The organism is Microbulbifer elongatus (assembly GCF_021165935.1).
Lineage (GTDB): Bacteria > Pseudomonadota > Gammaproteobacteria > Pseudomonadales > Cellvibrionaceae > Microbulbifer > Microbulbifer elongatus.
The window spans coordinates 3,944,604-3,964,478 of the sequence record NZ_CP088953.1 but is presented as its reverse complement, the minus strand read 5'-3'; the positions used below and the strand labels follow the sequence as shown (position 1 = coordinate 3,964,478).

The following is a 19,875-nucleotide window of genomic DNA, read 5'->3' as shown; positions in this document are numbered from 1 at the left end:
AGACAGACATGAATAGTGTAATTTCTATGGCGTATCTGTTCTCCGCGGTGATGTTCATCCTGAGCCTCGGCGGACTGTCCACACACGAAACCGCACGTCGCGGTAACTACTACGGCATGGTGGGTATGGCGGTTGCCATCATCGCCACCGTCGCCGGTATCACTTCCGGCGCTTACCTGCCTGTCGGCATCGCCATGGGCGTGGGTGCGGTGATCGGTATCCACCTGGCGCGCAAGGTCGAAATGACCGCGATGCCGCAGCTGGTAGCTTTGCTGCACAGCTTTGTTGGCCTGGCCGCGGTACTGATCGGTTGGGGTGGTTACCTCGACCCGCGTATCAATCTCGAAGGCGCAGCGCATATCGTGCACAACTCCGAGATTTATATCGGTGTATTTATCGGTGCGATCACCCTGACCGGTTCCATTGTGGCCTTCGGCAAACTGCAGGGGCTGATCTCCGGTAAGCCGCTGATGTTGCCGGCGCGCCACTGGCTGAACCTGATTGCCCTGGCCATCTGTGTGGTGCTCGGTGCCCAGTTCATCCCGGCGGACGTGAGCAATGCCACCATCATCAACCTGCTGGTGATGACCGGTATCGCGCTGCTGCTGGGTATCCACCTGATCGCCGCCATCGGTGGTGCGGATATGCCGGTGGTGATCTCCATGCTGAACAGCTACTCCGGCTGGGCCGCCGCGGCCACCGGCTTTATGCTGAGTAACGACCTGCTGATCGTGATCGGTGCGCTGGTGGGCTCCTCCGGTGCCATCCTCAGCTACATCATGTGTCGCGGTATGAACCGTTCCTTTATCAGTGTGATCCTGGGCGGTTTCGGTTCCGACGGCACCGTGGCCAGCGCCGATGGCGAGGAAGAGGGTGAAGCGGTAGCGACTACCCACGACGAGCTGGCGGACGATCTGAAAGCGGCCAAGAACATCGTCATCGTACCGGGCTTCGGTATGGCGGTCGCCCACGCCCAGCAGGCGGTGAGCGACCTCACCGACAAACTGCGCAAGGCGGGCAAGACCGTACGCTTCGGTATCCACCCGGTTGCCGGCCGTCTGCCCGGGCACATGAACGTACTGCTGGCGGAAGCCAACGTGCCCTATGACATCGTGCTGGAGATGGAAGAGATCAACGACGACTTCCCGGAAACCGACCTGGTACTGGTGATCGGTGCCAACGACACCGTTAACCCGGATGCCGTTGAAAAGCCCGGTTCCCCCATCGCCGGTATGCCGGTGCTTGAAGTGTGGAAGGCCGGCAAAGTGGTGGTGCTGAAGCGCTCCATGGCCTCCGGCTATGCCGGTGTCTCCAACCCGCTGTTCTTCAAGGACAACTCGCGCATGCTGTTTGGCGATGCGAAAGAGAGCCTGCAGAGCGTACTGGGCAAACTGAACCCGGCCTGACCCGGCGCTCAGTATCCCATTTGATCAAAAAACGGCCCCCCGCAAGGAGGGCCGTTTTTTTTCGCCCGGCGCTCGGGGAGTGTGTGGGGCAGGGGGAAGCTGGCGCAAGCTTCTCTCTGCGCTCAGACCGGTGGTAATCTACGGGTCAACAAAGTGATCTGCAGAATAAGAAAGAGCCATGACCGCTATCCTCCACCATCTGCCCGCCACTGCACTGCGCGTATTATCTGCCTCCTTACTGGCGCTCTCCGTGACTGCCTGTGGTGGCGGTGGGGGTGGTGGCGACAACCCTGGCGGCAACAGCAGTGGCGGCGCACCGATTGCCCCGGCTCCCGCGCAATTGACGCTGACCGGCGACAGCAGCGCCAGCCAGGGCGACAGTGTCGGCGTGGTGGCGAGCCTGAGTGAGCAGGGTTACAACCGCTTTGAATGGGAGCAGTTGTCCGGCCCCGACGTCATGCCCCTGGCGGGTAACGGTACCGCTGGTATCAGTTTCGATGCGGTCTTCAGCGGCGAATACAGTTTCCGCCTGACCGCCTCCAACCCGGAGGGAGAGCGCCTGCAGGACACTTTCACCATTTCCGTGGCGCCCAGCAGTGCCAGCACCCGTGTACAGTTCCGCGCGGACCGCGCGGTGAGTGAAGGTGCCGAGTTCTCGTTGCGACTCAATGCCAGCGACTACACCGGTACCGTCAACTCCTGGCACTTTGAGCAGCTTTCTGGCCCCCAGGCGGATCTGGTGGAAGACGACTCCGGTCAGCCGGTCGTGTTTGTGACAGCGCCGCGGGTGAGCGGCGATCAGGTAATCACCCTGCGCGCCACCCTGGAAACCACCGCGGGCAGTTTCTCTGATACCGCGTACGTGGTGGTGCAGGATCGCCCGGCTACCAACAGCGACTATTTCTGTGATGGCGACGGGCAGGCCTGTGCGACCTACGAGCCCCTGATGCCGGTATACAGCTACCGCACCGATAGCCCCTACCGCGACGTGCTGAAAGACTGTGTCTATTCCAATCAGTTGAACGACAGCAATCTGTGTACCCTGCGCACGCTGCCACCGATCGGGCTGGTCAGCAGTGCGCCCACGGTGGATCAGATCATGGATCATGTGCTGGTGTCCCACGACTGGATGGGAGAGCGGTTCGAGCGTTTCCTGACCCAGCTGGACAACCACGAGGATTTCGCCCGGCTATTGCGCTCGGTGACTGCGGTGGTGATTTCCAGTGATGTGCGCCCGTCTTTTTACTGGTCCCTGACCGGTGCCATCTATCTGGACCCGGATAGTCTGTGGCTGTCGCCCGCCGAGCGCGACCTGATCAATGAGCAGCCGGACTACCGCAGCGGTTTCAGTTCCGCGTTGAACTTCGTCACCCCCTGGCGCTACGTGAAAAACAACAATTACGTATTCACCTATTACGAGGTGAAGGACCGCCACCACCGGGATTTCTACGAGCTGGAAGCGGATCTGGGGTCGCTGCTATACCACGAGCTGGCCCATGCGGCGGATGCCATGTCGCCGGCGAAGCTCAATAGCGGTCTGGATCGCGACGATATTTTCTTCAATCAGGCGCAGTCCGCCAGTTTCGTCAACAAATCGGTAACGGCGGTGAACCCGATGTACTCCCCCGAGCTCTATGCACTGGCGGAGGTGCGGTATCGCGGCGCCGAGGCCAGTGGCACGCAGCGCGAGTACACGCCAGCGGACATTGCCGGCTTCTTTTTCCCGGACTCGGCCAATGATTTCTACAGCTACAGCTCTCCCTGGGAAGACACCGCCATGCTGTTTGAGGAAACCATGATGAGTCTGCGTTACGGCATCGAGCGGGATATCGCGGTGACCAATCGCCCGGTATCACCAATGTCTGCGGATGACTATGTGGTATCCCGTGGGCAGCGCGGCCGAATTGCTTCCGAGCGCATTCGCCCTCGTGCCAGCACTGCGGTGCAAGGGTTGCTGCCAGAGGCCTGGGCAGAGGCGGACGCGCACCTGAAAAGTATGCTGCCCATGGCTCTGTGCGCCGGGGAAGGGTGGGGACAGAATCTGACCCCCGCCTGCGAAGGGGAATCCGGTCTGCGGCGCTTTGCCGCACCGGCGCCGAGCCAGCGTATCCCGATGCCGGTGGAGCGTCCGCGCAGTTTTATACCGCCCACCCGTTTTTGAGCGGGGAGCGGGTTGTCACGCGGATCTCGCAGAGAGGAGACCCCAGCCTGTATTCGAGGATGAGGCTGGGTGAGTGGATCAGGGGCGCAGCAGGTTGGACAGGCGCGCGTTGGGCTTGCCCGCCTTGCGGAAGATCAGCGCGATTTTGCCGATTTCCTGCACCAGCTCGGATTTGCTCTGGGCGCACAATTCGGTGATCAGTTCGCGGCGCACATCGCGGTCATTGACCGCCAGTTTCACCTTGATCAGTTCGTGATCCTCCAGGGCGCGATTCAGCTCCTCGAGCACCCCGTCGGTCAGTCCTTTGTCGGCTACAGTGACAACTGGTTTGAGGCTATGTCCACGAGCGCGCAAGGCTTTTTTGCGGTCAGCGTTTAAAGGCATACAATACTCCATCCTTAAATCGGGTAACCCGCGCGCGGACAACCCCAGAAATTAGCGATGTATTGTAACTGATGGGCCGATCAAAGAGCAGCCACCGCTGGCTGCGCGAACATTTTAACGACCACTACGTCAAACAGTCCCAGAAAGATGGCTACCGTTCCCGTGCCTCTTACAAGCTGCAGGAGCTGCAGGAAAAGGACCGCCTGATCAAACCGGGCATGACCGTTGTGGATCTCGGCGCCGCTCCCGGGGGCTGGTCCCAGGTGGCCGCAGAACTGGTTGGCCACAAAGGCCGGGTTCTTGCATCGGACATTCTGCCCATGGACGCCCTGGCCGGCGTGGACTTTGTGCAGGGAGACTTCACCGAGCAGGAAGTCTTCGATGAGCTGCTGGAAAAGCTCGGCGAAGAGCGCGCCGACCTTGTGATTTCCGATATGGCCCCCAATATGAGTGGAGTGCGCGCTGTCGATCAGCCGGCCTCGATGTATCTGGTGGAGCTGGCGGTGGATATGGCGCGGCAGACCCTCAAGTCAGGTGGCGCTTTTGTGGCCAAAGTCTTCCAGGGCGAAGGATTTGATGAGCTGATTCGCGATCTGCGCAGTCAGTATCAGTCAGTCGTCACCCGCAAGCCCGGTGCATCCCGTCCCCGCTCCCGCGAGGTCTATGTTGTTGCTCGGGGCTTCAAGGGTTAAGCCGCGAGGCGACTCGGACCAAGGCGCCAAGCGCCACGGGCCGAGATTTGATAAAGTCCCCGATGACCGGGGCGACAGATTTACGATTTTCGCCGCCTATACTGGGTGAAATGGAATACGTTGCCCGGCGAAAGCCAGGGCACAGGCAAGAGGGCATACCCTTTGAACGATATGGCAAAGAATCTGGTGTTGTGGTTGATCATCGCTGCGGTGCTGCTGATGGTCTTCCAGAACTTCAAGCCGCAATCCCGGGATGAATCCCTCAGCTACTCCGACTTTGTGCAGGACGTGCAGTCCGGTCAGGTCAAAAATGTTTTGGTCGACGGGCTGGTCATCACTGGCGAAAAGGCCGATGGCAGCCGTTTTAAAACCATTCAGCCACAGATCATCGACGATGAACTCACCAATGAAATGGTGCGTGGCGGCGTCAAGTTCAATGGTCGCGAGCCCGAGTCTCCCAGTATCTGGCAGCAGCTGCTGGTGGCCAGCTTCCCGATCCTGATCATCATCGCCGTATTCATGTTCTTCATGCGCCAGATGCAGGGCGGCGCCGGTGGCCGTTCCGGCCCCATGGCCTTCGGCAAGAGCAAGGCGCGCCTTTTGGGTGAAGACCAGATCAAGACCACCTTTGCCGACGTGGCGGGAGTGGATGAAGCCAAGGAAGACGTGCAGGAGCTGGTGGAGTTCCTGCGCGATCCGTCGAAGTTCCAGCGTCTGGGAGGCAATATTCCCCGCGGCGTACTGATGGCGGGTCCTCCCGGTACCGGTAAAACGCTGCTGGCCAAGGCGATTGCCGGCGAAGCCAAAGTGCCATTTTTCTCCATTTCCGGTTCGGACTTTGTGGAAATGTTCGTGGGTGTGGGTGCCTCCCGAGTACGCGACATGTTCGAACAGGCCAAAAAACAGGCGCCGTGCATCATCTTTATCGACGAAATCGATGCTGTCGGCCGCCACCGCGGTGCCGGCATGGGTGGTGGCCACGATGAGCGCGAGCAGACGCTGAACCAGCTGCTGGTGGAAATGGACGGTTTTGAAGGTAACGAAGGCGTTATCGTGATCGCCGCCACCAACCGTCCGGACGTACTCGACAAGGCCCTGCTGCGCCCGGGCCGTTTCGACCGTCAGGTCTTTGTCGGCCTGCCGGATATCCGTGGCCGCGAACAGATCCTCAAGGTGCACATGCGCAAAGTGCCCCTGGATGAAAAGATCGACCCGCAGACCATCGCCCGCGGTACCCCCGGTTTTTCCGGTGCGGACCTGGCCAACCTGGTGAACGAAGCTGCTCTGTTCGCCGCCCGTGCCAACCGCCGCATGGTGTCCATGGAAGAGTTCGAGCGCGCCCGCGACAAGATCATGATGGGTGCCGAGCGCAAGTCCATGGTGATGAACGAGAAGGAAAAGACCAATACCGCCTACCACGAGGCCGGCCACGCCATTATTGGCCGCCTGGTACCGGAGCACGATCCGGTGCACAAGGTCACCATCATCCCGCGCGGTCGCGCCCTTGGGGTGACCCAGTTCCTGCCCGAGGAAGACAAATACAGCCTCAGCAAGCGCGCGCTGGAATCCCAGCTGTGCTCCCTGTTCGGCGGTCGTATCGCGGAAGAGATGACTCTTGGTGTCGACGGGGTCACCACCGGTGCCTCCAACGATATCGAGCGCGCCACCGACATTGCCCGCAACATGGTCACCAAGTGGGGTCTGTCCGAGAAGCTCGGCCCGCTCCACTATGGTGAAGACGAGACCGGTCAGCCCGGCCACGGCAACCCGATCTCCGGCAAGACTTCCAACGAGATCGACGAGGAAGTGCGCCGCATCATCGATACCTGTTACGAGCGTGCGGAAAAACTGCTGGAAGAGAATCGCGATATTCTCGAAGCGATGAAAGACGCGCTGATGGAATACGAGACTCTGGATGCCGAGCAGGTGGACGACCTGATGGCGCGCCGGAAAGTGCGTCCGCCCAAGGATTGGCACGACAACGACTATACCGGCGGCGGTACACCGGAAGAAGTGGAGCCGAAAGACGAAACCCAAGGTGGCTCGAAAGACGGAGAAAGCCCGGTAGGCGGCCCGGTCAACGGCCACTGACCCCATCTTGAACTTGTGCGGCGCACGCCTATAGTGTGCCGCTTCCAAGCGGGCCTGCTGTTGCCAGTAGGCCCGCTTTGTTTATTCCCGCTGCCCCCAATTCCTGTTGAGCCGGGGCTAAGTGATATGAATGCTATGAAGCTCGTCTGTGGCCAGCGTACCCTGGACCTGTCCCGCCCCCGTATCATGGGCATCCTCAATACTACCCCCGACTCCTTTTCCGATGGCGGCAGCTATTACGGCGACCGCGGCCTGGATCTCGATCTGGTGTTACAGCGCGCAGAACAGATGGTGCGCGACGGCGCAGCAATCCTGGATATCGGCGGTGAGTCCACCCGCCCCGGTGCGGCACCGGTTTCTGAGACGGAAGAGTTGCAGCGGGTGGTGCCGGTGGTGGAGGTCATCGCCAGTCGTCTGGACGTGGTGATTTCCGTAGATACCAGCACCCCCGCGGTCATGCGGGAGTCCGCCCGTGTGGGTGCCGGTATGCTCAACGATGTGCGAGCACTCACTCGCCCCGGCGCCCTGGAGGCTGCCGCCGCCACGGGATTGCCCGTGTGCCTCATGCATATGCAGGGACAGCCGGGCACCATGCAGGTCAAACCGGAATACACCGATGTGGTAGCCGAAGTACGCACTTACCTCGATGCCCGCCTGCAGGCATGTGAGCAAGCCGGCATCGCGAGAGAGAAAATCCTCTACGACCCGGGCTTCGGTTTCGGCAAAAATGACGACCACAACCTGACCCTGTTGCGCCATCTGCCCGAGCTGGCCCCGGAAGGGGTTCCGATTCTTGTGGGTATGTCGCGCAAATCCATGATCGGTCGCCTGCTCGGGCGTGAAGTGGATGAGCGCCTGCCCGGCAGCCTGGCGCTGGCCATGCTGTCTGCCCAGCGCGGTGCCGCCATAATCCGCGTGCACGACGTCGCGGCCACTGCAGATGTGCTGAAATTACAACAGCTAGTCGATACCGCCCTATAGGAGTAGGAGCCTGCCCTGCGAGCAGGTGTCTCAGAGCGCAGCAACCCAGACCAAAATTAGCGATTAGAGAAAGAGAAGCAAGATTACGATGACCAGAAAATATTTCGGCACAGACGGCATCCGCGGCCTGGTCGGCGAAGGCGCCATCACCCCAGACTTCATGCTGCGCCTCGGCTATGCCGCCGGCAAAGTCCTCGGTGCCAACCCGAAAGGTAAAGGCCGCGGCCGCATCCTGATCGGCAAGGACACCCGCGTATCCGGCTACATGTTTGAAGCCGCTCTGGAAGCGGGGCTGATCAACGCCGGTGTCGACGTGGGCCTGTTGGGTCCCATGCCCACCCCGGCTATCGCCTATCTCACCCGTACCTTCCACGCCCAGGCGGGAATCGTGATCAGTGCCTCCCACAATCCCTATCAGGATAACGGCATCAAGTTCTTCAGCGCCGATGGCAGCAAACTGCCGGATGACGTCGAGGCGCAGATTGAAGCCGCTCTGGACCTGCCCATGGAAACCGCCAAAGACCTGGGCAAGGCCTGGCGTATCGATGACGCAGTAGGCCGCTATATCGAGTTCTGTAAAGCCAGCACCCCCTGGGCCTACTCTCTGCAAGGCCTGAACATCGTGCTGGATTGCGCTAACGGCGCCACCTACCACATCGCGCCCAAAGTCTTCCGCGAGCTGGGTGCCGAAGTACACGCCATCGGAGTGCAGCCGGACGGCGTCAATATCAACCTGGAATGCGGTTCCACCAAGCCGGAACAGCTGCAGAAGGCCGTGGTCGAGCGCGGCGCCGACCTCGGCATCGCGTTTGATGGCGATGGCGACCGGGTGATGTTTGTGGATAAAGACGGCAATCTGGTGGATGGGGATCAGCTGCTGTTCCTGATCGCCATCCACCGCCAGCAATTCCTCAACGGCTGTAGCGGCGTGGTGGGCACCCAGATGAGCAACTTCGGCTTTGAGCTGGCTCTCAAGGAGCGCAATATCCCCTTCGCCCGCGCCAAAGTGGGTGACCGCTACGTGCTGGAGCTGATGCACAAAAACGACTGGACCCTGGGTGGCGAATCCTCCGGGCATATCGTCTGTACCGACGTCACCACCACCGGCGATGGCATCATCTCTGCATTGCAGGTATTGCGCGCAGTCAGCGATTTCGGGGAATCTCTCGATCAGCTCACCCGCAGAATGGAAATGCTGCCGCAACATATGATCAATGTACGCCTCGCCAGCCGCGATGGCGTACTGGAGCACGGCGATGTGCAGGCCGCTGTGACCAAGGCGGAATCCACTCTGGCCGACACCGGCCGGGTGCTGTTGCGCCCTTCCGGAACCGAGCCGCTGATCCGGGTCATGGTTGAGGGTAAGGACCCGTCGCTCGTTCAACAGCTGGCGGGTGAGATCGCCCAGGTGGTGGAGCGGATCGGCAACGCCTGATTGCACCAACGCCGGTACCGCCAACCGGAAGCCATTGAAAAGCAATGGAAAAACCAATAAATATCCGGAATCGCTGGTTGTATGTTACCGGCAATACCGCTAAGATTTGCGCCCCTTGGAGGAGCACCCATGCGTAAAACCCTGGTAGCTGCCAACTGGAAAATGCACGGCACCAAAGCATTTGCCGAGCAACTGTTGGCGGAGTTGAACAGCGGACTCGAGTCCGGTAACGGCTCCTCTCAAGTGGTGATCTGTCCTCCTTACCCGTATTTAGGGTGGGTTGCCGACAGGATCGGACAGGCGCAACTGGGAGCACAGAATCTCAGTAAGCAACCTTCCGGCGCATTCACCGGGGAAGTCTCCGCGGAGATGCTGAAGGACTGCGGCGCGCACTACGTCATCGTAGGGCACTCCGAGCGCAGAAGCCTGTACGGCGAGAGCAGCCAGCTGGTTGCGGCCAAGTTTGCCGCCGCCAAGTCTGCCGGCCTGATTCCAATGCTGTGTGTGGGCGAGTCCCTCGAGCAGCGCGAAGCCGGCAACACCCTGGAAGTGGTTGCCGAACAGATTCAGGCGGTTGTTGCACTGGGTCTGGAAGATTGCTGGGAAAGCGCGGTTATCGCCTACGAGCCCGTATGGGCCATCGGCACCGGCAAGACCGCCACCCCGGAACAGGCGCAGGAAGTGCACCAGTTTATCCGCCAGCAGCTGGGCGAAGACGGTGACAAGGTTCAGATCCTCTACGGCGGCAGCGTAAAAGCCGGCAACGCCGCAGAATTGTTTGCCAAGCCCGATATCGACGGTGCACTGGTAGGCGGAGCCTCACTGAAGGCCGAAGAGTTTATACAGATTTGCCGCGCCGCCGACTGAGCGCAGCAAGAAATTTTTGAGCAAGGGCCCGAGCCCAACAGCAGGTTTTCTGGACAATGGAAAAACTGGTATTAATCGTACACATCCTTACCGCTCTGGCCATCATTGGCCTGATCCTGATTCAGCAGGGTAAGGGTGCAGAAGCCGGCGCCTCTTTCGGTGCGGGTGCTTCCCAGACCGTATTCGGCAGCCAGGGCAGCGGAAATTTCTTTTCCCGCTTGACTGCAATTATGGCGACGGTATTCTTCGTCACCAGCTTCGGCCTGGCCTACCTCGCCAGCAACAACGAAGCACCGGAAGTTGATGGTATCCCACAGGTACCCGCAGCGATTGAATCCCGCGAACAGCAGGACGAAATCCCCGCAGTGATCGAGAGCGACATCCCTGAAGTTCAGGACGAAGCCCCGGCCACTGACGACCTGCCCTCCGCAGAAGAAGCCCCCCAGGCCGAACTGCCGGAAGCAGGAACTGAGGAACAGCCTCAGTAAGCCGAAAGGCGAAATCAAAAACTGCTAAGTTTTTGCCCAGGTGGTGGAATTGGTAGACACGCTATCTTGAGGGGGTAGTGAGCTATGCTCGTGCGGGTTCAAGTCCCGCCCTGGGCACCACATTGAAAGCCGGACTTTTCATGAGTTCGGTATCCTTCCAAAAGCCCCGCATTGCGGTAATGCTGTTCACTTAAGCATTGCAGCCTAAGGTGGGGCCCCGGAAAATCCGGTTTCCAGATCAGGAAACCGGATTTTTTTGTGTCTCTTCAGCAGTCTCTCTTCGATATTGATGCCCTCCAGTCCTTCTGTGACCTGAGTACCTTCACCCAGAACATTCCCGTTGAATGGGTGGATTCCGCTCTGCAGTTATCCTCGCAAGCCACTATTCGCCGCCGTCGACTTCCCGCCGATCAGGTACTCTGGCTCGTGCTGGGCATGGCCCTGTTCAGGAATGAACCGGTCTCAGAAGTTGCCCGCAGGCTCAATATCTGTGCTCAGGGGCTCGCGAACGATAGCCTGTTGGCCCCAAGCGGGGTATCAAAGGCGCGACAGCGTCTTGGTGCTAACCCCGTTCAGTGGCTATTTCAACGTACCGGGGTGCACTGGGGACATGAGCGTTACCCCGAAGATGAATGGCGAGGATTGCAAGTTCTCGCTGTCGATGGCGCGCTGTTGCGCACTCAAGATACTCCTGAGCTGCGAGATCATTTTGGCTCCGGTAACACGAGCACAAACCGGCAAACTCCGTACCCTCTTATGCGCCTGGTTGCTCTAATGAACGTACGTTCACATGTACTTCTGAATGCAGAGCTAAGCCCTTACCGACGCAGCGAAATACGCCTGGCCGATGAGTTTATGAATCAGGTGCCGGAAGCCTCCGTAACCCTGTTTGATAAGGGTTTTTGGAGTGCAGACCTTTTGCTGCGGTGGGCGGATCAGAACACGCAACGCCACTGGCTGATCCCCGAGCGCAAAGGCCTGGTCAGTGAGACAGTGGAGGTCTACAACAAAAATGATCGACTACTGCGAATGAAGGTCTCCCCCCAGGCTCGGAAGCGCAATCCGGCCCTTCCCGAGTACTGGGAAGTTCGAGCAGTGAGCTACAAGCATAATGGCAAAAACAAAACGGTATTTACCTGGCTACCGGCAGATACTTATGGCACTAAAGCCGTTGCGAAGCTCTACCAAGAGCGCTGGGAAATCGAAATCGGCTTCCGTGACATCAAAAGTTCCATGCAGCACAACGCCGTCACCCTACGTAGCAAGACCGTGGAACTGGTTTATCAGGAAGTGTGGGGGCTACTGTTGGCGTACAACGTGATACGTCGAGAGGCAAGCCAGGCAGCGGTCGCTCACGGGGGAAACCCAGCCAGGATACGCTTTAAGTTCGCATGCCAGTATATTGCTGCGCAGCTGATTGTCATGGCCGCGGCTCAGCCATTATCAAGGACTGGAGCGCGCTTATCGGAGCTTAGGGCGGGGATTGGGAACCTGTTTTTAGAGGACCGTCCTCGGCCTTCTAGGCCGAGGACGGTAAAGATCAGCAAAACCCGCTATCCGGTGAATCGTCGTGCCGCTCCGCTTAAGTGAACAGCATTACCGCATTGCGGGGCTTTTGTGTTTCTGATCAACCTCAATTTAAGCGCTGTAGTTGAGTTTTTAGTGAGTCTCTAAAACGGATTTTCAGGGACCTTCGCTATTATCTTATGCTGAAAGGTGTGAAACTACCTCGTCAGACGACTTTCCAACTCCTGACGGTTGTGTCGATATTTATTGGGCAACCTGCATTCGATGTTGAGTGTCTTTGCCCCGCCCCAACAGAGCATCACCCAGCTTGGGCTTAGGGGGAAAGGGCGACATCTCCTACTAATTGAACACCTCGGTTTAAGGTGGCAACCTTACCACCTAGATTGGTGCCCAGGGTTTGTAGACCACTACATATATACCCTTGGTTGAACAATTTAAAAGCACAATGCTTTGACCACAGATGTCGGATAGATAGAGTTCAATCAATAGGCTGTAAAAAATGGATAAAAATAAGCATAAAGTTGGGCTCTATGAATCGATTGTTACTGATTCACTAAGTCAGAGTTTAGCCATTTTGGATGGCGGAGAGATTTCTGTAAAAACCCAAAAAATCCTTCCTGCTGAAGTAGCCGATCGTTTAGCGTTGCATTTGGGGAGTGTGGTGGAGAGGGCGCTACTGTCTGTAGGTGAAAAAGACCGGGTCGATGTTGGTGCTCACTTGGTGCGTGAGTTGGTGTCTCACATCCAGAATGCTATTACCAGGGCGGATGTCTTAGGCGACCGGCCGGTTAAGAGTGGCGAATTTTTATCATCAATATTACCGTTTAATCCAGATGGTTCTGTAACTGAAATAGGACGCCCATTAACTCCTCTGCTTGACACTACATTGTTGACCAATGCGCCCGGTGAACCACGAGTAGGGCAGCAAATCCTGCATGAAATCGACTCGGCAGATCGTATCGACATTGTCATGGCCTTTATTCGGCGCAGTGGTATCCGGCCATTTATCGACAAATTGAAGAGCTATTGTCTGCGGGTAAATAAGCAGCCTAGTCTGCGAGTATTGACAACAATATATACGAACTCAACTGAGTTGGAGGCTTTAGAGCAGCTGCAGGCGTTGGGGGCCGAAATTAAAGTTTCTTACGATACTACGATGGCTCGCCTGCACGCTAAGGCATGGCACTTCTACCGAAATTCAGGTGCATCAACGGCCTATATCGGCTCCTCCAACTTGACTCATTCAGCTCAGGTGAGCGGGATGGAGTGGAATGTGCGAATCTCGGGTCTACGTAATCCTGATGTGCTTCGTAAGATGAGTTCGATGTTTGATTCTTACTGGGCGGGCGGGGACTTCCGCCCATTTGATCGCGACGAATTCATTAAGGAAACACAGCCTACCCGTGTATCCGGTCCCGCCATTATTCTAAGTCCAATTGAGCTTAGATTAGAGCCATTTCAGGAACGGCTCCTTGAACAGATCACTGTTGCTCGGCGCCAAGGCCATAACCGCAATCTTTTAGTGGCTGCTACGGGTACCGGAAAAACGGTTATGGCGGCGGTTGATTATTCGAGATTAAGAGGCGCACTTCCTCGTGCTCGACTGCTATTTGTAGCCCACCGGGAAGAGATATTAGACCAAAGCATGGCGACCTTTAGGCATGCTCTGCGTGAGCCTACCTTTGGGGAAAAGTGGGTTGGTAGAAGTCGCCCTTCAAAATTTGAGCATGTTTTTGCATCTATACAATCCCTAAATGCAGTGGGCTTTTCCCACCTTGATTCTGATCATTTCGATGTTGTGATTGTTGATGAGTTCCACCATGCAGCTGCTCCTTCCTATAGAAATTTACTGTCTCACCTTGCGCCCGTAGAGCTTTTAGGTTTAACGGCAACCCCCGAGCGTTCCGACGGTCTGTCGATACTTGAATGGTTCGATGGTCGTATTGCTGCAGAGCTTCACTTGTGGGATGCCATTGACCAGCATCGCCTGGCGCCTTTCTCCTATTATGGTATTCATGATGGGTTGGACTTGAAGGGTATTCCCTGGCGGAGGGGAGCAGGTTATGACATTAATGAATTGAGTAATCTCTATACATCTAACAATGCCTGGGCTCGACTAGTAGTACAAGAAGTCGTTAAGCGCGTTGATGATCCCCTTTCGATGAAGGCTTTGGGTTTCTGTGTCAGCATAAAGCACGCGCAATTTATGGCTCACCAATTTATTGAGGCAGGAATCGCTGCCGCCGCGATATGGGGTGATACCCCAGAAGGAAAACGGCGTGATGCACTAAGAATGCTGGCGGATGGGAAAGTCCAGGTTCTTTTTTCAGTGGATTTGTTTAACGAGGGTGTTGATATACCCACTGTGGATACTTTGTTACTACTGCGGCCTACAGAAAGCGCCACCCTGTTTTTACAGCAGCTGGGTCGTGGATTGCGTAAAAGTGAAGGTAAATTAAGCTGTACGGTGCTCGATTTTGTTGGTATGCATCGCAGAGAGTTTCGTTTCGATAGGCGCCTATCTGCTCTTTTGGGTGGTTCTAGAAAGCATGTGCAGTCGCAAGTTGAAAATGGTTTTCCCTACCTACCTGCCGGCTGCCATATGGAACTAGATTCGGTTTCTAAAGAAATTGTATTAGAAAGTTTGAAATCATCAATGCCTATTCGCTGGAATGATCAAGTGCAAGAGCTGCGAGAATTAATAGCGGCTGGAAAGTCACCGGAAATTAGGATTTTCCTCGATGAAACCGGTTTAACGCTGTCAGATGTCTACGCTAAAAACAAATCATGGTCAGATTTTTTGGAAGCAGTAGATGTTAATGTGTTAGATGCCGGTCCCAGCGAGAACGTATTGCGACGGGCGATTGGGCGATGTCTTCATATTGATGATGAAGAAAGGTTAGATTTTTACCTTGGTATTCTGAAGGCAGCGAAAGCGCCAAATTTATCTGTGCTATCAGTGCGTGATCAACGAATGATCCGCATGCTAGTGGCTTCGATATGCGATCAAGTATTAGATAGGCATATGTCGCTTAGTGAGGGGGTGGAATTGTTGTGGAAACACCCACAGATATTGAAGGAGCTACGGGAGTTGTTCTCATTGCTGCGTGATGAAATTGACCATCTTCACGAACCGATCATCTCGCATGATGATGTGCCTCTCCAAATTCATGGTCGCTATACACGAATCGAAATGTTGGCAGCTTTTGGCGTTGGGGACAATGCGAAGACGCGACCGTGGCGGGAAGGGGTGTTGTGGATTGATGGTGAGAAAGCGGATATCTTTGCTTTTACCCTCGATAAGTCTGAAGGGAACTTTTCTCCAACGACACGTTACCGTGATTATGCTATTAGCCGTGAGCTAATCCATTGGGAGTCTCAGTCGTCAACTACAGAGACTAGCCCTACAGGAAGACGCTATTGTAATCATGTTGAGCGAGGAACTTCGATCATGCTCTTCGCTCGAGAAAATGCGGGTGAACGGGCGTTTTGGTTTTTGGGGCCAGCAACTTATGTTAAGCATGAGTCCGAAAGGCCGATGGGTATTACATGGAAGTTAGATGTTGATCTTCCGGGTGATTTATACTCGACATTTGCGGCGGCTGTAGCCTAATGAAATTAGGCTAAAAAACGTCTCACAATCGTCATTTCAAGCTGTACAGAGCCTTTCAGAAAATTGTGATTCGTTTTACAAAATCGCGCAGAGATTTTGTTGATAACGATGGGGATGCCCTTCTCAATTTACTGAGCGCATAGTCGCCACCTTCATCTGAACCGACAAGCCTACCCATTTCAAGGATCTGTGTCAGATTTGGTCTGAGCTTGTCCGCCTCAGGGTGGGTTGAGCTTGTTTAATGCGGATTGGAGAGAAGCTATATCCGGTTTCAGGTCGATCGCGAGCCGCTCGTTGTGCTTTGTGTAAGTGATTTAAATACTGTTAATGTTGACGGCACTCAGTGCTTCATCCTCCTCCCCGCGAAACGTATCCAGAAAATGGCAGTTACCTATTTGAGTCGCAACAGGCACATAAGAGTGCCCAAGATAGACAGATCCAATCCCCGATATATGAAATGGACGACTCTGTTCTGAATCGATATCAACCAGTTTTGTCGCCCATTGCTGAAACGCATCCTCATATTGTGCATCGGTGATTTTGCTGCGATCGAGGCCGAGTACCTCCTTATATAGGTGTTGTATAAGCCCGCGATTCCACAGCAATGGCTGCGCAGCGGCAGTAATACGTGGTTCTGACATGGGCGCGCCGTCAGCCCATGGCGTGCTGGCAAGCTTTGCCAGCTTCTGCACCATCTCCCAGCTACGCTTGGGCACATCCGCATGGACCAGGCCTGCGGTTCCTTGTGCGGTCTCAATCTCCATCGCCCAGGGCCACTGGCGCACCTTGTCCACCAGGCGGCTTTGTTCGCTGCGGTTGAGCTCGTAAAACCATTTGCCTCCGTTGGAGAAGTGCAGCTGTACATCGGTGGGGCTTTCGAAGCCGGCGATCATCATGGCCTCGTGGTTGCCGAGGATGCTGAATACGTTTTTCTGGTCGATAAAGTCCAGCATCGCTCTGCTATCGGGGCCGCGGTCTATTACGTCGCCCAGGCAGAAGAGGCGGTCGCTGTCGGGGTCGAATGCCAGGGCGTTCAGCTGTTTCTGCAGTTGCTTGAGGTGGCCGTGCACATCGCCGACGACGAAGTCGCGTCCGGTGCGGTTTTGGCTGATCTTTCGGTAAATTGGCATGGGACAGACTGTGTGGGCTGTTACTTGTGGAGCCGAATGAACTCCGACTCTTTGCAGGATAGGACAGGGAGGTGAGGCTCGGGCGCTAGTGGCTCCAGAGCCTGCTGCTGCGGGAAAAGTTTCTGGCGACGAACCTGGGAGTTACTTCCCAGACTTCGACACAGTGCGTTCAATTCTACGCCCGTTCTGCCGGAGATTAGTGTGACCAGTTAACCTATATCCGTTCACCGTATTAACAAAAAATAAACCATAAACTGATGATCGGAGATAACCTCATGCTCAAATTCCCTTTGTTCGTTTCTCTTGCCATGACATCCGCGCTGTGTTCCGTGGGGACCACGGCGGCGCCTGCCAAGGGCACGGCCGCCGGTGACAGTATCACCATGGGCTTTGCGGCAGACTGTACCGGTAATACCTTTTTTACTGGCGGTTTTTTCTGCCTGTTGGGCGGAGACCAGCCGGAGCACGGCTGGTTTGATGGCTACTCGAGTCGCGTCAATAGTGTGCACGACAAGTACAAGGCAGTAGACCCAAACGTTGCCGCCAACAAGAACGCGGCCCGCTCCGGTGCCGAGATGCGCGGCGGTGGTGACAGTTTCAGTGTGCAGGCGGACCGGATTCTTTCCGAGACGGTGGTTGCAGACCATGTGGAGGTGGTGCTCGGTGGCAACGATATCTGCAACCGAGACTGCGTTGACCCGGCCAATTGCTCGGATCCGCTACTGACCGAGAGTGAGTGGCGCGGGGCTGTTAAAGCGGGGCTCGACAAGCTGGTGGATGGTCTGCCCAATGGCTCTACGGTGCTGCTGGGCTCGGTGCCGCGGGTGCAGGATCTGCGCGCCGCGGGTATCGCCAAGCAGACCGGTAACTGGCGGGTGAACTGTGAGAGTGTCTGGTCGACCTTTGGGATCTGCCGGATCGCCACCAATGGCGGTACCATGAATGGAGAATCGTTTGCCACGCGCTATGCGGGCATCGATGCGGCGCAGCGTCTGTACAACGAGGTGCTGCAGCAGGAGGCCGCTGCCTATAACGGCGTCAACGGCGTGGAAGTGGTGGCGGAGTACTCCGGGGCCAACCAGTCCAATGTGGGCACCTTCCAGTTTGGTAAGGATGATATCGATGGTGGCGACTGCTTCCACCCCAGCGTGCGCGGGCAGAATACCGTGGCGAACCTGATGTGGAACGGTAACCCGGATAAGTAAACCCCGTATGAATACCTTTGGGGTAAGTCACTCGGGGTGAGTCATTCGGGGTAAGACATCCGGAGTAAGTCACCCCGGGCGGTGAACAGGGCTCCTGCGGGAGCCCTACACTGGCCGCCAGCTAAAACGGCGGTGGTGAGTTGACTTTGTGGTAAGGGAACTCATTCATTCTTGCCGTCATTACCGGAACTCCCCTTACCGCCGCTTCCCTCGAAATACCCCTTCTCCTGCACCACATACTGCACCCGCTGCGGCAGGCCGTTGCGCATAAAGGTCACGTCGACCACCTGGCCGCTGGTGAGCGCATCCCACAGCTGGTTCTGGCCGCTGTGTACCCAGCTGTCGTTGACCCGCACCACCACATCGCCTTCCTCGAAACCCAGTGCGGTGAAGAATTCGCTGTTCTCGATGCCCTCGAGCCGCTGCAGTTTGTAGCCGTCTACTTCGTGCTCGGCATCCACGAATTTCTTTTCCAGTTCTTCGCGGTTCAGTAACTGTTGCTCCAGCCACTCCTGCCCCAGTGGCAGCACGCCGGAGGGTGGAATGAGTTTACGGGACTCGCCTTCCGGCTGTTCGATGCGCCGCATGGTGGCCTCATCCCGTGGGGTGGTGTCGGTCTTGGGCACGGGTACCGAATTTCCATCGTCGCTGCGGAGGGATAGCCGCTCCAGGCGATCCCCGACCTGCAGCATGACATGGCGCTCGTGTACCCGCTTGAGGGTGGCGCCCGGTAGTAGAGCATCCCCTGGGGAGAAGCGGCTGGCAGATGCATCGCGGACGCGAATCAGGGCGGTGGACTGCGCGGGCTTTGAGGACACGCTGGTGCCGTTCAGCTGCAGTGGCAGCTGGGTCTCGGCAATGCCATCGGAGGATGGTCGCCAGCGCGCGGCGTGAATGTGAGGCGTTGCGGGGTCGTGACCGAGGCGCTGCAGTTCCCGGTCGATCCACATGGCGTAGTGCTCCGGGGACTGCGGGCCTTTCACGTAGAGGCCGTTTATAAATACCACTGGCACACTCTGCAGGCCGAGATTGCGGGCGAGGGTGGTATCGGCGGTAATCCGGTCACTGCCCCCGGTTTCACCGAGGCACTGGTCAAAGGCGTCCCGGGCAAACCCGAGCTGCGACGCCAACTGGGTGAAGACTTCTCCCTCCAGGTTTTTAGCCCGGGTATACAGGCCATCGGCGTAGCTCCAGGGGGCGTTCTGCTGGCCGGCGCACTGTACGGCGGCGGCCGCCTGCGTGCCTTGGCGGTGGTAGTGCATGGGGAAGTCAAAAGGTGCCACCGCGATCCAGCCGGCATACCGCTCCAGCAGCGCGCGCAAGACCAGATTGGTGTTTGCGCAGTGCACCGACTGGTAGGAGCAGAATACGGCGAGGGTCACGGGTGCATCCGGGTTGCCGCGCAGGGGGCGTCCGGCGGTGTTGATGTCCAGTCGGGGAGGCGTGGGGTGGGGGAGTAGCCAGTCGACGGCGGGCTGTGCTTCTGCGGTGGCAGCGGTGGTGAGCTCGGCGTCCACCATGGATTTCAGTGTGTTGAATCGCAGCTGGTACTCGGCCAGTGCCAGGTCGTGGCGCTCGAGTTGAAGTTCCCTGTCCACATCCGCCAAGGTAATCGCGATCTCACCGATGCGCGCCACGACTGGATCTGCTGTCGCTTGTACCCCGGAGCTCTGCTGCGTATCGGTGCCGCAGCCGGTAAGAACTGTCACGGCCAACAGTGTCAGTAGTCGCAGCCTGAGGTGTGTGCGGCCTTCTCTCAGTGGTTCTCTGGGTTCTGTTCCTGCTACTTCCATCGCCATGTGATCCTCTGATTCTTTTTATTGCGTTGGTTCTATCACAGGGCCTTCGTATGCTCTACCAAGAGGGTGGCGTCGGGAGGATTATGGCGCAGCGTT

General features: G+C 57.1%; 14 protein-coding genes and 1 tRNA gene. 12 read left to right on the top strand and 3 right to left on the bottom strand.

All coding sequences use genetic code 11. The annotated features are described in order from the left end of the window. Positions 1-8: 8 nt before the first annotated feature. Both pntB and LRR79_RS16310 read left to right on the top strand, forming a co-directional pair. Positions 9-1,406 (top strand): Re/Si-specific NAD(P)(+) transhydrogenase subunit beta, encoded by a 1,398-nt coding sequence (gene pntB / locus LRR79_RS16315; protein ID WP_043319039.1) that lies wholly within the window; start codon positions 9-11, stop codon positions 1,404-1,406. A gap of 178 nt (positions 1,407-1,584) precedes the next feature. Further along, a complete protein-coding gene (locus LRR79_RS16310) occupies positions 1,585-3,567 on the top strand; it encodes a hypothetical protein (protein WP_231758218.1) in 1,983 nt (660 codons plus the stop codon). A 78-nt stretch (positions 3,568-3,645) separates the two neighbouring features. Here the strand turns inward: LRR79_RS16310 and LRR79_RS16305 are convergent, their stop codons facing one another. After that, positions 3,646-3,951, bottom strand: coding sequence for a YhbY family RNA-binding protein (locus tag LRR79_RS16305; RefSeq protein ID WP_231758217.1), 306 nt, complete (start codon positions 3,949-3,951; stop codon positions 3,646-3,648). A gap of 71 nt (positions 3,952-4,022) precedes the next feature. On the opposite strand from LRR79_RS16305, the gene rlmE reads away from it, so the two are divergent. The 9 genes from rlmE (at position 4,023) to LRR79_RS16260 (ending at position 15,645) form a co-directional block, all read left to right on the top strand. Next, entirely contained in the window at positions 4,023-4,643 is a 621-nt protein-coding gene (rlmE, locus tag LRR79_RS16300; protein ID WP_231758216.1) for a 23S rRNA (uridine(2552)-2'-O)-methyltransferase RlmE, read from the top strand. A gap of 171 nt (positions 4,644-4,814) precedes the next feature. Continuing rightward, positions 4,815-6,734: an ATP-dependent zinc metalloprotease FtsH gene (gene ftsH / locus LRR79_RS16295; RefSeq protein ID WP_231760048.1), complete on the top strand. Its 1,920-nt coding sequence runs from the start codon at positions 4,815-4,817 to the stop codon at positions 6,732-6,734. 135 nt (positions 6,735-6,869) lie between these two features. Then, positions 6,870-7,715 (top strand): dihydropteroate synthase, encoded by an 846-nt coding sequence (gene folP / locus LRR79_RS16290; RefSeq protein ID WP_231760047.1) that lies wholly within the window; start codon positions 6,870-6,872, stop codon positions 7,713-7,715. 88 nt (positions 7,716-7,803) lie between these two features. Beyond that, complete coding sequence (gene glmM / locus LRR79_RS16285; RefSeq protein WP_231758215.1) at positions 7,804-9,150, top strand: phosphoglucosamine mutase; 1,347 nt, start codon at positions 7,804-7,806, stop codon at positions 9,148-9,150. Positions 9,151-9,279: 129 nt separating this feature from the next. Continuing rightward, positions 9,280-10,017: a triose-phosphate isomerase gene (tpiA, locus tag LRR79_RS16280; RefSeq protein WP_231758214.1), complete on the top strand. Its 738-nt coding sequence runs from the start codon at positions 9,280-9,282 to the stop codon at positions 10,015-10,017. Between the two features lie 56 nt (positions 10,018-10,073). Continuing rightward, the gene (gene secG, locus LRR79_RS16275) at positions 10,074-10,505 is read left to right on the top strand and encodes a preprotein translocase subunit SecG (protein ID WP_043319027.1); all 432 of its coding nucleotides are present in this window, start codon (positions 10,074-10,076) and stop codon (positions 10,503-10,505) included. 34 nt (positions 10,506-10,539) lie between these two features. Beyond that, a tRNA-Leu gene (locus LRR79_RS16270) sits at positions 10,540-10,625 on the top strand. 165 nt (positions 10,626-10,790) lie between these two features. Next, complete coding sequence (locus LRR79_RS16265; RefSeq protein WP_407665234.1) at positions 10,791-12,095, top strand: IS4 family transposase; 1,305 nt, start codon at positions 10,791-10,793, stop codon at positions 12,093-12,095. 436 nt (positions 12,096-12,531) lie between these two features. Continuing rightward, positions 12,532-15,645, top strand: coding sequence for a DUF3427 domain-containing protein (locus tag LRR79_RS16260; RefSeq protein WP_231758212.1), 3,114 nt, complete (start codon positions 12,532-12,534; stop codon positions 15,643-15,645). A gap of 314 nt (positions 15,646-15,959) precedes the next feature. Here the strand turns inward: LRR79_RS16260 and LRR79_RS16255 are convergent, their stop codons facing one another. Next, on the bottom strand, positions 15,960-16,775 hold the full coding sequence (locus LRR79_RS16255; RefSeq protein ID WP_231758211.1) for a metallophosphoesterase: 816 nt from the start codon (positions 16,773-16,775) through the stop codon (positions 15,960-15,962). 275 nt (positions 16,776-17,050) lie between these two features. Here LRR79_RS16255 and LRR79_RS16250 point away from each other — a divergent pair, with 275 nt between their 5' ends. After that, positions 17,051-17,980: an SGNH/GDSL hydrolase family protein gene (locus LRR79_RS16250; protein WP_231758210.1), complete on the top strand. Its 930-nt coding sequence runs from the start codon at positions 17,051-17,053 to the stop codon at positions 17,978-17,980. Positions 17,981-18,141: 161 nt separating this feature from the next. Here the strand turns inward: LRR79_RS16250 and LRR79_RS16245 are convergent, their stop codons facing one another. Then, positions 18,142-19,779 carry a thioredoxin domain-containing protein gene (locus tag LRR79_RS16245; protein ID WP_231758209.1) on the bottom strand — a complete coding sequence of 546 codons (1,638 nt, stop codon included), beginning with the start codon at positions 19,777-19,779 and terminating at the stop codon, positions 18,142-18,144. Between the last annotated feature and the right edge of the window lie 96 nt (positions 19,780-19,875).

Bases quoted from the DNA above. Each gene is read 5' to 3' on its own strand.
- pntB (WP_043319039.1), top strand. From the start codon at position 9: ATGAATAGTGTAATTTCTATGGCGTATCTGTTCTCCGCGGTGATGTTC.
- LRR79_RS16310 (WP_231758218.1), top strand. From the start codon at position 1,585: ATGACCGCTATCCTCCACCATCTGCCCGCCACTGCACTGCGCGTATTA.
- LRR79_RS16305 (WP_231758217.1), bottom strand. From the start codon at position 3,951: ATGCCTTTAAACGCTGACCGCAAAAAAGCCTTGCGCGCTCGTGGACAT.
- rlmE (WP_231758216.1), top strand. From the start codon at position 4,023: ATGGGCCGATCAAAGAGCAGCCACCGCTGGCTGCGCGAACATTTTAAC.
- ftsH (WP_231760048.1), top strand. From the start codon at position 4,815: ATGGCAAAGAATCTGGTGTTGTGGTTGATCATCGCTGCGGTGCTGCTG.
- folP (WP_231760047.1), top strand. From the start codon at position 6,870: ATGAAGCTCGTCTGTGGCCAGCGTACCCTGGACCTGTCCCGCCCCCGT.
- glmM (WP_231758215.1), top strand. From the start codon at position 7,804: ATGACCAGAAAATATTTCGGCACAGACGGCATCCGCGGCCTGGTCGGC.
- tpiA (WP_231758214.1), top strand. From the start codon at position 9,280: ATGCGTAAAACCCTGGTAGCTGCCAACTGGAAAATGCACGGCACCAAA.
- secG (WP_043319027.1), top strand. From the start codon at position 10,074: ATGGAAAAACTGGTATTAATCGTACACATCCTTACCGCTCTGGCCATC.
- LRR79_RS16260 (WP_231758212.1), top strand. From the start codon at position 12,532: ATGGATAAAAATAAGCATAAAGTTGGGCTCTATGAATCGATTGTTACT.
- LRR79_RS16255 (WP_231758211.1), bottom strand. From the start codon at position 16,775: ATGCCAATTTACCGAAAGATCAGCCAAAACCGCACCGGACGCGACTTC.
- LRR79_RS16250 (WP_231758210.1), top strand. From the start codon at position 17,051: ATGCTCAAATTCCCTTTGTTCGTTTCTCTTGCCATGACATCCGCGCTG.
- LRR79_RS16245 (WP_231758209.1), bottom strand. From the start codon at position 19,779: ATGGCGATGGAAGTAGCAGGAACAGAACCCAGAGAACCACTGAGAGAA.